General features: G+C 38.6%; 14 protein-coding genes. 10 read left to right on the forward strand and 4 right to left on the reverse strand.

Annotated features, from left to right (window positions below; translation table 11 throughout):
- From HXT34_RS02865 to HXT34_RS02905, 9 genes are all read left to right on the forward strand, one after another.
- The gene (locus HXT34_RS02865; protein ID WP_419399282.1) at positions 1-528 is read left to right on the forward strand and encodes a hypothetical protein; all 528 of its coding nucleotides are present in this window, start codon (positions 1-3) and stop codon (positions 526-528) included.
- On the forward strand, positions 528-1,664 hold the full coding sequence (locus tag HXT34_RS02870; RefSeq protein ID WP_415689708.1) for a vWA domain-containing protein: 1,137 nt from the start codon (positions 528-530) through the stop codon (positions 1,662-1,664). The genes HXT34_RS02865 and HXT34_RS02870 overlap by 1 nt, the downstream gene beginning before the upstream one ends.
- Entirely contained in the window at positions 1,661-2,776 is a 1,116-nt protein-coding gene (locus HXT34_RS02875) for a vWA domain-containing protein (protein ID WP_415689706.1), read from the forward strand. The genes HXT34_RS02870 and HXT34_RS02875 overlap by 4 nt, the downstream gene beginning before the upstream one ends.
- Entirely contained in the window at positions 2,773-3,363 is a 591-nt protein-coding gene (locus HXT34_RS02880) for a DUF6466 family protein (protein ID WP_415686874.1), read from the forward strand. The genes HXT34_RS02875 and HXT34_RS02880 overlap by 4 nt, the downstream gene beginning before the upstream one ends.
- Before the next feature lie 111 nt (positions 3,364-3,474).
- Positions 3,475-3,663 (forward strand): hypothetical protein, encoded by a 189-nt coding sequence (locus tag HXT34_RS02885; protein WP_415683015.1) that lies wholly within the window; start codon positions 3,475-3,477, stop codon positions 3,661-3,663.
- Position 3,664: 1 nt separating this feature from the next.
- Entirely contained in the window at positions 3,665-5,272 is a 1,608-nt protein-coding gene (locus HXT34_RS02890; RefSeq protein WP_415683014.1) for an alpha/beta hydrolase, read from the forward strand.
- Between the two features lie 61 nt (positions 5,273-5,333).
- Entirely contained in the window at positions 5,334-6,776 is a 1,443-nt protein-coding gene (gene purB / locus HXT34_RS02895) for an adenylosuccinate lyase (protein ID WP_415689704.1), read from the forward strand.
- Between the two features lie 15 nt (positions 6,777-6,791).
- Entirely contained in the window at positions 6,792-9,227 is a 2,436-nt protein-coding gene (locus tag HXT34_RS02900; protein ID WP_419399285.1) for a lysylphosphatidylglycerol synthase transmembrane domain-containing protein, read from the forward strand.
- A gap of 206 nt (positions 9,228-9,433) precedes the next feature.
- A complete protein-coding gene (locus HXT34_RS02905) occupies positions 9,434-9,715 on the forward strand; it encodes an HU family DNA-binding protein (RefSeq protein WP_004119480.1) in 282 nt (93 codons plus the stop codon).
- 89 nt (positions 9,716-9,804) lie between these two features.
- Here the strand turns inward: HXT34_RS02905 and HXT34_RS02910 are convergent, their stop codons facing one another.
- From HXT34_RS02910 to HXT34_RS02920, 3 genes are all read right to left on the reverse strand, one after another.
- Positions 9,805-12,156, reverse strand: a complete 2,352-nt coding sequence (locus HXT34_RS02910; protein ID WP_415686876.1) for a RelA/SpoT family protein — start codon at positions 12,154-12,156, stop codon at positions 9,805-9,807.
- A 121-nt stretch (positions 12,157-12,277) separates the two neighbouring features.
- Positions 12,278-12,757 carry a dUTP diphosphatase gene (gene dut, locus HXT34_RS02915; RefSeq protein ID WP_004106773.1) on the reverse strand — a complete coding sequence of 160 codons (480 nt, stop codon included), beginning with the start codon at positions 12,755-12,757 and terminating at the stop codon, positions 12,278-12,280.
- Positions 12,758-13,051: a DUF4193 domain-containing protein gene (locus tag HXT34_RS02920; protein WP_119526708.1), complete on the reverse strand. Its 294-nt coding sequence runs from the start codon at positions 13,049-13,051 to the stop codon at positions 12,758-12,760.
- A gap of 158 nt (positions 13,052-13,209) precedes the next feature.
- On the opposite strand from HXT34_RS02920, the gene sepH reads away from it, so the two are divergent.
- Positions 13,210-14,415 (forward strand): septation protein SepH, encoded by a 1,206-nt coding sequence (gene sepH, locus HXT34_RS02925; RefSeq protein ID WP_415689702.1) that lies wholly within the window; start codon positions 13,210-13,212, stop codon positions 14,413-14,415.
- A 139-nt stretch (positions 14,416-14,554) separates the two neighbouring features.
- Here the strand turns inward: sepH and HXT34_RS02930 are convergent, their stop codons facing one another.
- Positions 14,555-15,814, reverse strand: coding sequence for an alkaline phosphatase family protein (locus HXT34_RS02930; RefSeq protein WP_415686878.1), 1,260 nt, complete (start codon positions 15,812-15,814; stop codon positions 14,555-14,557).
- Positions 15,815-15,825: the final 11 nt, after the last annotated feature.

Here is a 15,825-nt window from a genome sequence, read left to right on the forward strand (position 1 = left end):
ATGAGCCTGGAAGATATTCAAAAGCCTTTACATGATGAAACGCTTTTTTTAATACTACTTTCTGCATCGATTGTTGTTATCTTTATTGCTTGTGCAGTTTTATATTTTTCTTTTAAAAAGCCAAAGAAATTATCTGAAAGTAGCAATTCTACAGAAGCAGTTCATGTTCATAATGTAAACAAACAAGCTTGGCGTAAAGATATTGATGAGATTGTTGAGAAGTATCATAACAATGAACTTACTAAAGATCAGGCTTGTGCAAAATTGGCGTCTATTGCTAGATCTTATGTTTCGAAGATTAGCGGTGAAGATATTCAAACTCACACTTTGGGAGAATTGACTTCTTTGCGTTTGAAATGGCGCAATAAAAAAGGTGCTGATATGTTACGCCAAACAATATCTGCTTTGTATCCTCCAGAATTTGCTGATCGCAAAGCAAACGAGCAAGCGCGAAATACTACTGTTGAGCAGGCTGCTGAATGGGTTTTAGTATTGCTTGAAGGCTGGCAAACGAAGGACAAACGTTGATGAGTAATAATGTTTGGGAATACATATGGCCATGGAGATGGCAATGGCCTCTGATTTTTGTTGCAGGCGTTGTTATTTCTGTAGCAATTTTTGCTATCTTACTAATTTTAGATTCCATTCGTAGCAATATTTTAAAAAAGAAGTATAAGAGTCAAGCTAGTAATATTACTCGAAAATTCTATACTTTTACTTTTGACAATGATTTACAAGGAACTACTACTAGTCATTCATGGTATATGTGGCGAATGTTTAGAAGGTTTGCCACGGCTGCATTGGTACTATCTTTGTGCAGTGCTCTTGCTGTTGCTTCTAGGCCAGCCCGAGTGTTTAATGCGAACGAGCAAGTCAGTTCTAGAGACATTGTTTTATGCTTAGACGTTTCAGGTTCTGCTTTACCATATGATCGCGAAGTAATTCAAGCGTATCTTAATTTTATTGAGCATTTTCAGGGTGAACGCATTGGATTGAGCATTTTTAACTCCACATCTAGAACAGTTTTTCCACTTACTGACGATTATCGACTAGCTAAAAAACAATTGCAATATGCTGCAAATTTACTTGGCGGAGTTCAATCGCAAAGTCGTATTAATCGTTTACAACAACGCCAATATCAGGAAATTTCTGACTGGCTTGAAGGAACTCAAAATCGCAAAAACGCAACATCTCTTATTGGAGACGGTTTAGTTAGTTGCGCAGCAATGCTTCCAGGTTTTATTTATGGTTCTGCCCATAATAACCATAAAATACAAAGCCGTTTTAATAGAAGTTCTTCCATTGTTCTTGCTACAGATAATGTTGTCTCTGGAAAACAAACTTACTCATTAAAGCAAGCTTTAGATTTAACAAAACAAGCTAAAATTACTGTCGACGGGTTATATTCTGGCGCAAAACAGAATGAGAATGATGATGCTACGTTAGAAATGAAGCAGCTTATTGAATCTCATGGCGGAATTTTCCTTTCTCAACGCAATTCTGATTCTGTTATTAATTTAGTAAAAGAAATTGAAAAAAGGCATACTGCAATTCCTCAAGGCGCTGCTCAGTCTGCATTTAGCGACGATCCTGGTCTTTGGGTTTTGCTTACTGTGTTTAGCGTTGTGATTTGGCTAGCTATTGCAAAGAGGATGAAGCGATGACAACAACACTATTTTCTGCTACTACCCTACTGTTTGCACACGCTAAAACTGAAGCTTCTGACACTTCTCAAGCAGGTCAGTTGGTTTTTTCTCCATCATATGGCTGGATTATTGCGATTATTGCAATATTAGTTTTGTTGGCAGCAATGTTTTTTGAAATTGTGCCTATACGTAGGAAACCTGAATCAAGTGATGAAACTTTTTGCATGAGATTAAGACGTATTGGCATATGCATAATGCTAATAATTTGCGTGCTATCTCCAAGTATTATGCGTTCAACTTTACAAAGGGCAGTAAATGCAACAAATGTGATTATTGCTCTAGATATAACAGGTTCAATGAGAGCAAAAGACGCTGATTATGCAAAAAATAGTAAGATTGAGCGTATTGATGCAGCAAGGAATATTATTCGTCAAATAACAAAATCCTATGCTAACTCAAGTTTTGCTGCTATTTCTTTTGGTGCTTCTACGTCTGTCGATGTTCCATTAACGCCTGATGCTAGAGCAGTTGACAATTGGATAAATACTCTACGAACTGAGCCAACTAGCGTAGCTACTGGAACTAGTCTTGACGCTCCTATAGATCAAACTTTGCTTACTGCAAAAGCTATACATGATGCTCATCCAGATGATACAACAGTTTTGTATGTTTTAAGCGATGGTGAAGAAACAACTCAACGAAAGCGCCGCACATTTTCATCGCTCAGAGCTTATATTACTAACGCATTTGTTATTGGAATAGGCTCATCTAAAGGAGCAAAAATACCTTTGGAAAAAACACAGCTGCAACTTGACGACTACAGCGAAGACAATACCTCTAATCAATGGGTTATTGATCCTGCTACAGGAAATCCTGGAATTTCAAAGCTTGATGAAAAGAATTTGCGAAATATTGCCGATGAGCTTAGCGGCAAGTATATGCACTCATCTTTAAACGTAACATTTGGTGACGAAGCAAAACCAATTCTTTCACACCAATGGAGAATGAACGAGACAGCAAAACCTCGTTTGAGACCTGAACCAATTATTTGGCCGTTTGCAATATTTGCGTCGATACTTTTAATTTGGGAATTAATGTCGTGGTTTATAACTTCAAGGAAATTAGTATGAAGCACATGTCTAGTCGCACAATTATTCGCATTGTTACATTCTTGTTCTTGATTATTGCGATATTCGTAACGTATTTTGCTATCGTAAATTGGAGAGCACAATACGCATATAATGCTGCTACTGATAGCCTTATTTCCAACATAAAATCTTCCAAGAGTATAGATAGCGACAAGAATGTGCTTTTAACTCAGCAACAGCAAACTGATGCGCAATTTGATGATGCTAAATCTCAAGAAATGATACTGCTTCCTCAACTTCGAAATAGTATTGACAAAAATGCTGAATTATCACGAAAGTTAACAGAAAAATTAAAGCAGAATCAAAACAATACTAATAAGCAGCAGAAACCGAAAAAGCATAACAATCATTTTAAAAACGATAATTCTAACAATTCTTCTAAAGATAAAAAGCAGTCAGATTCGTCTAAGCCTCAGTTGGACAATACTCAGCGCAATAAAGTTGAAAACTTGCTAAAACAGAACGATCATGTGGATTCTAAATATTCACAGGACCAAGAAGACCAGCAAGGTTCAGAAAAGACAGAAAAACGTACTAAAACTGATGAAAGCAGCAATAAGCCTTGGTAATTAAATCTTCAACGATTATCTATAAGCGAAGCAATAAGCATTAAATAACCTTTTAACCACATTGAATATTTTTTAGTGACTTTTCATTAATAAACGTGTGTAATAACGATTATGCACACATATTACGAATGGCAATGGCTTATACAGCGCACTCAAGAGTGCGCTCGCTGCGTTATGGCCGAATCTGCAGCGACTGAATTAGAAGATTGGCAAGGGCTTGCAGCCGAACATTTTCGTCATAGTATGAAAGATATTTCCGCACAAGCGTATGCGTTATATAACATTCGCGGAGGAATATAATATGTCTTGGAAAGTTAAGTCCTCTGTTGTAGGCGGAATGAAGCTCAGCGTTTCTGATAGAGAAGCGTATATTAGTTTTTCCAGAAAACTAAACGATACTGCTAAAGAATTGCTTACGCTAAAAAATTTATGGCTTAATGCAGCGATGGTTATTGCCAGTCAAAATTATAGTTTGCAAAAAGAATCAGAAACATATATTAATGATTCTTCGCAATCATTTTTAACTGAAAGCATGTGCAATGAATATGCTAATAAGTGTTATTTAATGTCTCAAAATTTAGAAAATCTTGCTTTTCTTATTGCAAGAGCAAATAATTTGTATGAAGATGCAGAATTTAGTGCAAAAAACGATTTAGACAACAAAATTTCTTTATCAGTTCTTGCATGCCCTATTCTTGCTTTACCTGTTTTATTGTCTGCAGGTCTCGCCGTTAATCAAGATAATAAAAATCATTCAGGTTTCCAAAATCTTGCTAGATGGTCCTATGCAACTAATAGTTTGCAACAAGGAATTATTCGTGGCTTGTCGCAGTACTTTATTTTAAATCCTATTACAGGATCGCAAATATTTATTGCTGGAAATGCTAAAGACCGTATAAGTAAGGGAGAGCGTGAAACCTCATTAAACTTTTTATATAATGCTAAAAAATATTTATTAGAAGCTGTCCCATTTATCTCTAGTGCTATTAGCTATCTAAGCGCGCCTATTAATAACATAAAGCAAGGTAATAATTTACTTCTCACTAAAGTAAATGAGACGTGGAGAAAACCTGGATCTGTTCTTGCTAGACCTGGACGCAATTTGCTTGAAACTTTAGAAAATTTAACAGAACTCGGAAGCGGAAATTTGGGTGTTAGGCCCCCACTTGTTAATCCAGATGCTGCTACTATTGCAATTCAACAGTTTAAGCGTAACGATGGCAGTTCGTCATGGTTAGTGATAATTCCAGGAACTGACGGTAAAGCACACTCTCCTTTTGGTTGGGAACAAAACGCAGAAGTAATGAGTCATAGTTCTTTAGTTAGAAAAGAAGCTGATAGCACTCGAATGGTCGTAGAAGCTATGAAACGTTCTGGCATTAAACCTAACGAACCTGTTGCTTTAGTAGGTCATTCTCAAGGAGGTATTGTTGCTGCAAGCATTGCAAGCGATTACGCTAAGCAATACAACATACAGCATGTTGTTACTGCTGGATCTCCTATTGCAAATCATCCAATTCCTAAGAAAACTTGGGTTACTAGTATTGAGATGGACGATGAGATTGTGCCTTCTTTAGACGGCAAAGAGAATCCTCGCGGAAAAAATTGGGTGACTATTCATGGTCATGCAATTCATGTTAAAGAATCTAAGCGTTCTTTACCTCCTGGAGTCACGCGTTTTTCTGGCAAACAATATTCGACTAAAAAATTTGAAAATGACGGAATATTTGTTAATGACGTTCCAGAAGAAGGAACTTTAACTCATGATTTGCATTACCATACTGCAGCTTATGAAGATGCTCTTCAACTCGGATCTAAAAGTGTGCGCGAGCAAGATCAGCATTTTAACAATATTATTAATGGCAAATTGCAAAGTACTACATTGTGGCAAGGAGTAATGAAAAAATAAAATAATTAATTCTTATTGAGTAAAATTAAGCTAATTCGCAGCATGATGTAACCTTAAAACTATGAAGCTTACCGATATTTCTCCTGCAATAGCTCTGACTCCTCTCGATGGGCGTTATCATAATCAAACATCCGCACTCGTTGAATATTTAAGCGAACCTGCGTTAAATCGCGAGCGCATGCGTGTAGAAGTTGAGTGGATGATTCTTCTCGCAAATGGTTATGAAGCTAATCAATTCCAGCCAATTGTTAAGGGTGTTAATCCTTTAACTGATGAAGAATGCTCATATTTGCGTTCTATTCCTGAAAATTTTGATGCTGAAGGAATCGCTCGTCATGCTGCGCATGAGGCTATTACTCATCACGATGTTAAAGCTGTTGAATACTACATTGACGATGCGTTAGACGAAGCAGAGAATAAGCTTGGTCATGCTACTGAACTTTCAAATTTAAAAACTCTAGTACATTTTTCATGCACGAGTGAAGATATTAATAATCTTTCTATTGCTCGTTGCGTAAAGCAAGCTGTTTTAAACGTTTATCGTCCGAATTTAGAAGCGATAGTTGATTATTTAGTTAAGAATGCTAACGAATATAGAGATTTATCTATGCTTTCGTTAACTCATGGCCAGCCTGCTACTCCAACTACTTTGGGTAAGGAATTGGCAGTGTTTGCTTATCGTTTACGTCGTCAACTTCGTCATCTTGATAATCAAGAGTATCTAGGAAAGTTGAATGGCGCTACAGGAACTTTTGGAGCTCATTTAGCTGCTTTCCCAGAAGTTGATTGGATTAGCGTATCTCAAGAGTTTGTTGAAAATAGAATGGGTCTTCAATGGAATCCATTAACAACTCAAATTGAAAGCCATGATTGGCAGGCTGAACTTTATAGCACTGTAAGTCACATAAACCATATTTTGCATAATCTTGCAGTTGACGTGTGGATGTATATTTCTAGGGGCATTTTTGTGCAAGTTCCTGTAAAGGGAGCTACAGGATCTTCTACTATGCCTCATAAGGTTAATCCTATTCGTTTTGAGAACGCTGAAGCTAATCTTGAGATTTCTTGCTCACTGTTTGACACATTGTGTGCAACTCTTACTGAAAGCCGTTGGCAGCGTGATCTTACAGACTCCACTACTCAAAGGAATGTTGGCTCAGCTTTCGGTTATGCTCTTCTTGCTTTGAATAATCTTTTAGGTGGTTTGAATTCTATTCATCCTAATAAAGAATTTATGGCAAAAGAATTAGACGAAAATTGGGAAGTTCTTGGTGAGCCAATTCAAACAGCAATGCGCGCTGAAGAAATTGCTGGTGTGCCTGGTATGGAACGACCATATGAACAAGTAAAAGAATTAATGCGCGGTCACCATATTTCACAAAGTGACGTAGAAGAATTCATTAAATCTCGTAGCTTTGATGCCAATACTGCAGCTCGTTTGCAAGCAATGACACCAGAATCTTACACTGGATTTGCTTCACGATTGGTGGACTTTATTGATTAAGTAGACGGTAAAGCGATGCAATCTAGCATAAATCCAAATCTTGTTATTGAAGATACTCAGCCTAGCTTAGTACGTAGTTGGGCTGATTTGTTGTATGCAATATCATCAGTTGTAATTGGCGTTTTTACTTTGCTGTCGTCAATGTGTTTATCAGCAACAGCTGACGCTATGAAGATTGATGCACGAAATGCTACTCAAATTATAGGATTATCTTTTAATAATCTTTCATTTGTTCTGATACAGCAAGGTCTTACTCTTATTGTTGTTGCAGAAGTTATTGCACACATGGTTTCTGACAGGCGTTGGATTGATACCGCTATTTCTGTTATTACGCTGTTTATAAGTTATGGTTCAGTATGGCTGTTATCTATTGCGATATTTTCTACACACAATATAGCTTTGATTGAATCTTTACAAATGCGGTCTAATAACACTTGGGCTGATTTGCTTCCAGACATGTATGCTGTTCTGGTTGCTTTTCTTACAGTTAGTGGTCCTAGACGCGAATATAAGCATGTAATGTGGGGCTGGAATGCTTTATTCATTGTTACAGCAATACTTCTATTTTCATCTTGGGACTCATACTCTGCTGTTCTTGTATCATACTGCTTAGGAAGAGCAATCGGTACGCTTATTCGCTTCGCAAAAGGCACACGCAGTAAGGGTGCTTGGGGTGACGATATTGTTCTTGCTTTAAAAAATATTGGCATAGATAATCTTACTCAATTAACTCGCAGAACTCAGCAAGCTGATCATACTGGAGTACTTCGTTCGAGTCTTGATGATGATTTAATTGAAAATTCAAGATTGTATGATGCAACAGATATTCACGGCATACGTTACGTAATTTCAGTATTAGATAATCAAGTTCATTTACCAGGTTATTTAAATCAGTTATGGCAGTGGGTGCGTTTAGTAGATATACCGACTCGTAGAGATCGTTCTGCTAGGCATTCTGTTCATCACCATCTTTCTATGCTTCTTGTTTTGCGAAATATGCATTTGCCAACAGCGAATGTTTATGGAGTAAGCGACAGTGATAAATCTTCAATAATGGTTTTTCATGCTTCTAACGCTCTACTGCCTTGCAATTTGAATACTTTAACTATTGATGATGCAGCAAAATTAATGCGTTATGTAGATGCTGCTAATACTCGTGGTATTACGCATAGACGCATCACTCCTGAAACTATTGCTAGGCTTGAAGACGGAACCCCAGTTATTGCAGGTTGGCAAAATGGCGATGTTGCCAGTGATGATACAAATATTGCACTTGATAAAGTTCAGCTTTTAACGCTTATTGCATCTTGCACAGATATTGACACTGCTCTTAAAGCTGCTATTAACACATGGGGTGCAGAAAAGTTATCTGCACTATTGCCTTTTATGCAAAAAGCAGCTATTCCTGCTTCTACGAGATCTTTGCCATCGTGGAATAAAAAAGTTTTCCAAAATCTTTGCAATAAGCTAACTCAAACAGTTGCTTTACACACAGATGAAGAAGATTATGATACTGTGCGTTTAGCGCGCTTCAATATACGTTTCTTTGTTAGCTTGGTTCTCTCGATTGTTGCTGTTGCTGTTATTGCTACACAGTGGCATCCTCAGGAAGTATTTGCTGCCTTGCGTCACGCAGATAATGTAATGGTATTTATGTGCTTTGCTTGCAGCATGTTTGCTTGGGTTGGATCTGCAATTACGCTCGGCTCATTCATGGATGATCAAAAACCTTCTGCACATGTTTTGTTTGCATCTCAAGCAGCTTCTGGTTTCACAGCAGTTTCTATGCCTGCTGGAGTTGGTCCTGCATTTGTAAATATGCAATTATTAAAGAAAAACGGGTACACTTCAGCTCAAGCTACAGCAATTACTAGTGCAGTATGGCTTATTCAAGCATTAATGACAACTTTGGTATTACTTTCTATAGGCGTTTTCACTGGTAAAAATGTGCTTTCTGGAATGATTCCTACTCACATGCTCATTACTTTTATTGGAATAATCACACTTATAGTTTGTGTTTTAATGGTTATTCCGTCCGCTCGTAAAGTAATTCGTAAACATTATTTGCCAATATTATCTGATTACGGCCATCAAATTAAGGAACTTATTTCACATCCTATGCAACTTATTGCAGGCTCTTTTGGTGCTATTGTGCTTGTTTCATGCATTGGATTGGGTTATTGGATTTCTTTGCTTGCATTTGGATATTACGCAAATCCTTGGGAAACAATCTTACTGTTCTTACTTGCTAATGCTGCTGGATCTGCAATACCTACACCAGGCGGCTTGGGTGCTGTTGAAGCTTCTCTTACTTTCGCATTTACATCTGTAGGTGTTCCTCCAACAGTTGCTTTGTCTGCCACTCTTCTTTATAGGCTTATGTTCTACTGGTTGAGAATTCCGTTAGGCGCGTTTGCAATGAAGTGGCTCAGCAATAATGAGCTTATATAAGTGAGATTTACAAACATTTGTGTATTTTTATTAGCAAATATTGTATCTGTTTCAATGCAAGTGCGTTTTAAATAAAAAATAGCAAAAAATAATGAAAAATATTAAGAAAAAAATGCAAAAATGGCTACATTTGTAGGGAAAATGTACTAATATCTAGTATGAACGTGACCTTTGAAGAGAAGGTCCCCTGACACAAAGGATGCTGCATGGCATACAACAAGTCTGATCTCGTTTCTAAGATCGCACAGAAGTCCAACCTGACCAAGGCACAGGCCGAAGCCGCCGTCAACGCATTCCAGGATGTGTTCGTTGAGGCTTTACAGTCCGGTGAAGGTTTGAAGCTTACTGGTCTGTTCTCCGCAGAACGCGTAAAGCGTGCTGAGCGCACTGGCCGCAACCCGCGTACCGGTGAAACCATCAAGATTCCAGCTTCTTACGGTGTACGTATTTCTGCTGGCTCCTTGTTGAAGAAGGCTGTTACCGCCTGAAATTAAGCGTTTTTCGTATTTATTAAATTAAACAAATACTATTTGCGCAAAAACAAAGATGGGCACTCCAAAGCTGGAGTGCCCATCTTTTATAAATCTCCTCGTTCCATTTTTCTCAAACGCGGCTCTGCGCTATCTTTTGCTCCCGTAATGCGGTAAACGTCAAAAACGCCTTCAATCTTACGGATAGCAGCAAGTAGAGTTGCTAAGTGCTGAGGATCTGCCATTTCAAAGGTAAATTGACTTGTTGCAACACGGTCATCGCCTGTAGCAATAGTTCCGGAAAGAATATTTACTCCATGATCTGAAAGAACGCGAGTAACATCCGAAAGAAGATGCTGTCGATCCAATGCTTCAACTTGAACTTTAACCAAGAACAAGCCTTTATCACTAGTCCATTGAACAGGAATAACGCGCTCTGATTGAGTTTTTTGCAAATCGAGCATGTTCTGGCAGTCAGTCCTATGCACAGATACACCTTGGTTTCGTGTTATAAAACCAATAATCGTATCTCCTGGAACTGGCATGCAACATTTTGCAAGCTTTACCCAAACGTCTCCAACGCCCTTAACTGATACTCCCAAAGCGCCATTAGACTTATGGCTGCGCTCAACATGGCGTAAAGGCAATGCTTCTTGTTCTACTTCTTCTGCAACTTCATCAGCGCCAGCATCTTTTACTAAGCGCGAAATAACATTCTGTGTAGAAACTTGACCTTCGCCAATAGCTGCATACAAAGACTCAACGTTAGTAGGCAAATTCAATTCATCGGCAACGCCAATTAATGCCTGCTGAGTCATCAAAGTAGTTAAAGGCAAGTTACGTTTACGCATAGCGCGAGTTAGCTCGTCCTTGCCCTCTTCAATCGCCTCAGAGCGGCGTTCCTTGCTAAACCATTGGCGTATTTTATTTCTAGCACGAGGAGATTTTACAAAACTCAGCCAATCGCGAGATGGTCCAGCTGTATCCGACTTTGAAGTAAGCACCTCTACAGTGTCACCGTTTGAAAGCTTTGTATCAAGAGGAACTAAACGTCCATTTACACGAGCGCCCATCATGCGATGACCAACTTCAGTATGCACAGAATATGCGAAATCAACAGGAGTTGCATCCTGCGGAAGCGCAACAATACTCCCCTTTGGAGTAAAAACATAAACTTCAGAAGCACCAAGATCTTGCTTTAATGAACCTAAGAATTCATCTGAATCTGGGGTCTCACTAGTCCAATCAGCAAGCTGTTGAATCCACTTAAGATTATCTGCTTCGCTAAGCTCTTTTTTGTCATCAATGCTATTTTCGCGTTTTAAATCATCATTATCAGGCTTACTTAAAGCACGACCAGCTTGACCATTAGCTTTGTACTTCCAATGAGCTGCGATACCGAATTCAGCACGCCTATGCATATCCCATGTACGTATTTGAATTTCTACTGGCTTTCCACCAGGACCTACAACTGTAGTGTGTAAGCTTTGGTACATATTCAACTTTGGAGTTGCAATGTAATCCTTAAAACGTCCTGGAACAGGGCTCCATCGAGCATGCACTGCACCTAATGCTGCGTAACAGTCACGAATAGAATCGACTATTATTCTCACGCCAACTAAATCGTAAATATTAGCAAAATCATGACCTCGAACGATCATCTTTTGGTAAATAGAGAAATAATCTTTTGGTCGACCTTTTACTGATGCTTTAACGTGTTGTTCTGCAAGATCTGCATTAATTTCTTCAAGAATTTGTCGTAAATAAACTTCGCGCTGACCTGCTCTACGAGCAACTAAAACAACAATTTCATTATAAATTTTTGGATACAGTACTTTAAAACTCAGCTCTTCAAGTTCAGTTTTAATTGCATTCATGCCTAAACGGTTAGCAAGAGGCGCATATACGTCAAGAGTTTCTCTTGCTTTTTTATGTGAACTTGATGGCTTAACATACCTCCAAGTGCGAGCATTATGCAAACGATCCGCAAGCTTTACTACAAGCACTCGCACATCGCGGCTCATTGCAACAACCATTTTACGAATAGTTTCTGCTTGAGCGCTTTCGCCATATTCCATGTTGGATATTTTTGTAACACCATCTACAAGACCTGCTACAGTATCGCCAAATTCAGCTCGACATTCTTCTAGCGTGTAATCAGTATCTTCTACAGTGTCGTGTAATAATCCTGAAGCAACAACAATTGGTCCCATTCCAAGATCTGCAAGAATTTGAGCTACAGCAAGAGGATGAATAATGTATGGCTCACCAGATTTGCGTCTTTGACCTGTATGCTGCTTTACAGCACGATCATAAGCTCTATGAAGAATGCTCATATCCTCATTAGGATGATGCCATTGGCACATGCTCAATATTGGCAATAATGGATTTCGAGAATCTTCGCTGATTTCACATCCGAGCCTATTGGATCCTTTTACATCCTCTTGAAGTTCACCCATTTGGCACCTCCTGGTACTTTTACTATCCTACCTGCAATTCGCTCAATACACTACAAAAACAAAAAATACATACAATAAATCCGACTCAGTTTTAAAAACCGGTCGGATATTTATAAAAAGATTATTGTACGCCAGTGGAGCCAAAACCTTTATCAGAGCGATCAGATTCAGGTAATTTAGATGCGGGAATAAATTGTGCTTCTACATAACGTTGTATAACCATTTGAGCGATACGATCACCTTTATGGAATTGCACTGTGTTCTCAGGATCTAAATTAATAAGAGGAACCTTAATTTCACCACGATACCCGGCATCAACTGTTCCAGGTGCATTTAGCACAGTCACACCCTGCTTTGCTGCTAAACCAGAACGAGGATGCACTAAAGCAACATAACCTGCAGGTAAAGCTATAGCAACTCCAGTAGGAACAAGCGCTCTCTGGAAAGGACGCAAAGTAAAATCTTGGGTAGTTCTTAAATCGGCACCTGCATCACCTGCATGCGCGTAGCAAAGCGGCTGTAATGTAGATGTTTCATCATCGAGATACTTAATTAATACCTCAACCTGTTCGGGGCCAGTATAGGTCTCGTCGTATGCCATTTAAGCTGCGCACTCCTTGCAAACAGGCTGACCATCAGCATTAGTTTCAGCTAACTGGCTGCGATGCTTAACTAAGAAGCATTCAGAACAAATAAATTCATCGCCTTGCATAGGGATAACAGTTACAGATGCATCTTCGTTACTTAAATCAGCACCTGGTAACTCGTAGTCTTCAGCAATAGCATTTTCATCATCGTCAATGTCGCTGCTTGAATTTTGAGAACCTTTACTCAAAGCTTCCAACGACTCTTCGTCCTCATCTTTGCTACGAGGAGAATCATAATCCTGTGCCATTATGGTCCTTTCGTTTTTAAAGCTACTTACGCGCATAGCATACACGAATGCTACCCCGTATATTACACATTTTTTATTCTAAATAAAATGGTAAAGAATGCAGTGTATGGACTAAAGTATATAAATAGTATTGTTAAAAGCGAAGAAAGTGGTGCATAATGCTTGAAAATCCGCCAAAAGAGGCGAGTTTCGACCATGTTGACGCAGACGGCAATTTGATTTTCATTTGTGAAAACACGCCGTTACGTATTCAAGTGGACGACACGCTGGAACGCGCCATCGCTGATTCACACAAAATTACGAGTAAAAACAGCGATGAACATAACTCAGCAGATGCTGGCACAAATTCTATGCAATCTAATGCAACATTGCCTATTTCGCAAATTCAGGCATTGATTCGCGCAGGAGTTACACCTTCACACGTAGCGCAAAGATACAACGTCAGCGAAACACAAGTTAGGCGTTTTTCTGCAGGCGTTGAAACAGAAAAGCAGTATGCAATTGAGCAGTTCCTTCTAGTACCTGCTCCTAAACAAAGCAATATGCGCACTATTGCAGATTTAATTGAGAGAACGTTAGCTAAAGCACATATTGGCATGGAAACAGTGCAATGGAAAGCAACACGCCGAGGATTAGAGCCATGGCGAATTAGTGCTACTTTCAAAACTGCTACTCGCACTATTAAAGCTGAGTGGACATGGAACATGCATGACAACTCTGTTACGTGCGCGAACCCTTCGTCTAGATTGTTGCTTGGTGAAGATGTCAATGCAGCTGATACTTCTAAGCAGTCTCCATATGGTGGAGCTTATAGAGATACTGTGAGCATTAATTTCCCGTTCAACACTGAAGAGCTTCCTGGAAATTCTATTCGTTCTGCCAGAATCGAGCGAGCTGTTTCTCAATGGGAACTTAGAAACAGTGACAAACTTGCAGATGCGCAAGCACAATCTTCGCTCGAAATTCAGGACAATAGTTCTGACATACAGCAAGTATTAGAAAAAGGCTATTCTGAGCGTTCTACTAAAACAAATACGCAATTTAAAGAAGATAACCCTCAACAGCCATCGTTAATACAACCGGATGTTGAATCTAATAATAGAAACGAAACGAATAGCAAAATCGCCAATGAGTCTAAAAAAGCACAAAAATCATTGGCTGCTAAAGTTCAAAATGTTGAAAAAGCAGATATTGCTAGCAAAACTTTGCAAGAAAATACTTCTGAAAGTAATCAAAATTCTGCTAAAAATAATCAAGAAATTAATACTAATAGTCAAGAAAAATCATCTTCTGAGCACAATAAACGTAAAGCTGGAAGAGCGGCGGTACCAAGCTGGGATGAAATATTATTTGGCGAAAGCTAAATAAGAAGTTTAAAAAATAAATTTTTCGCTTATTGACAATACGTGTGGCACTTTTATTAAAATTTTAAGTGCCACACATTTTTATTTGCTAAGTTGCGATTTATAAAAATATTTTTCAATATTAGAAGCAAAAACTCGCTTACACTAAATCTATGAGGCACGGAATATCCATTTCCATGTGAGTCATCGATCCATGCACGCTAGGTAAACTCATAGCTTTATCGGATTGAATGCGAGAATCAACAATTGTGTAAGCTCCACAAGCTTGCACAATAACATCACCAATAACAGCCTCTGCCCTGTTGTTTACTAAACCAAAAATACCATCGTCAATAGCTTGTTTTTTACTGCGTACAATTGCATTAGTTCCAAAATATTCGCGCCAACGGTAAATAATATCTTCAGGATTTGCATCACTGTTAGCATACAACATTACAGAACGAGGTTCACCGCCAACCATCGATACGCCTTTCATCAGCTCATCATGCTTAGCAATATCAACTCGCTTACTTGGATCAGATTTAATCATCCCATGATCTGCAGTAATAACAATTAATGTTCCAGGAGCACAATTTGCTCGCAAAAGATGCAACTGTTCGTCAATTTGCTCAAAAACAGAAACCCACTGCTGAGAATCCCAACCATAATTATGACCGGTTTTATCAGCGTCACGTAAATACATATAAGTTAAACCTGGAGTTTTACTGCTATTAGCAGCCTTAAGAATGCGAGCTCTAGGAGTTCCAGCAGTAATATAATTTGCTCCACGAAAAGCAGCTTTGGTAAGAGGAGTATTTTCAAACTTTGCTAATCCCACGCTATCTGCACGAACTCCATTAGAAACTAAACTTTCAAATATAGTTGGCTCTTGCTGCAAAACTAGCGGATCAGGTGCATCATTAAATTGGATAAGCTGCGCAAGTTTACCATTTTGAGAATTTTTTTGCGTGTAACCAGTCATGCAAGTAAGACCAGGACATGTGCCTGTTCCAAAAGTAGCCATTGCAGCAACAGTTGTGCTTGGAACGCACGTGCTAATTGGTCGTTGATTTATTGATTCGTTAAGCAAGGATCGTAAATAAGGAGCGTGACCTTTGCGCATAAGAATATTCCAGTATCCTAAACCATCTATTAGCACTACAATTGCAGAATTAGATTTAGGGAAACCAAGACTTTCTCGCAAAGCGTGTGGATCGTTATGAATAGCTGTTTTAACAGGAGCATCTATTGCATCACTTAAAGCTGGAAGAACCGAAGATATATGTAACGCTCCCCCAAGATTTTTTTCATTAAAATCGTAAGAAAAATCTTCATTAACTGCGAAATTAGAAAAATCACCGTACTTAACATTTCCAACGAATTGTAAAAGATCATTTTCAGACGGTATTTCAGCACTCATACTTACTATTG

Source organism: Gardnerella sp. DNF00983, from assembly GCF_049244265.1.
Lineage (GTDB): Bacteria > Actinomycetota > Actinomycetes > Actinomycetales > Bifidobacteriaceae > Bifidobacterium > Bifidobacterium vaginale_J.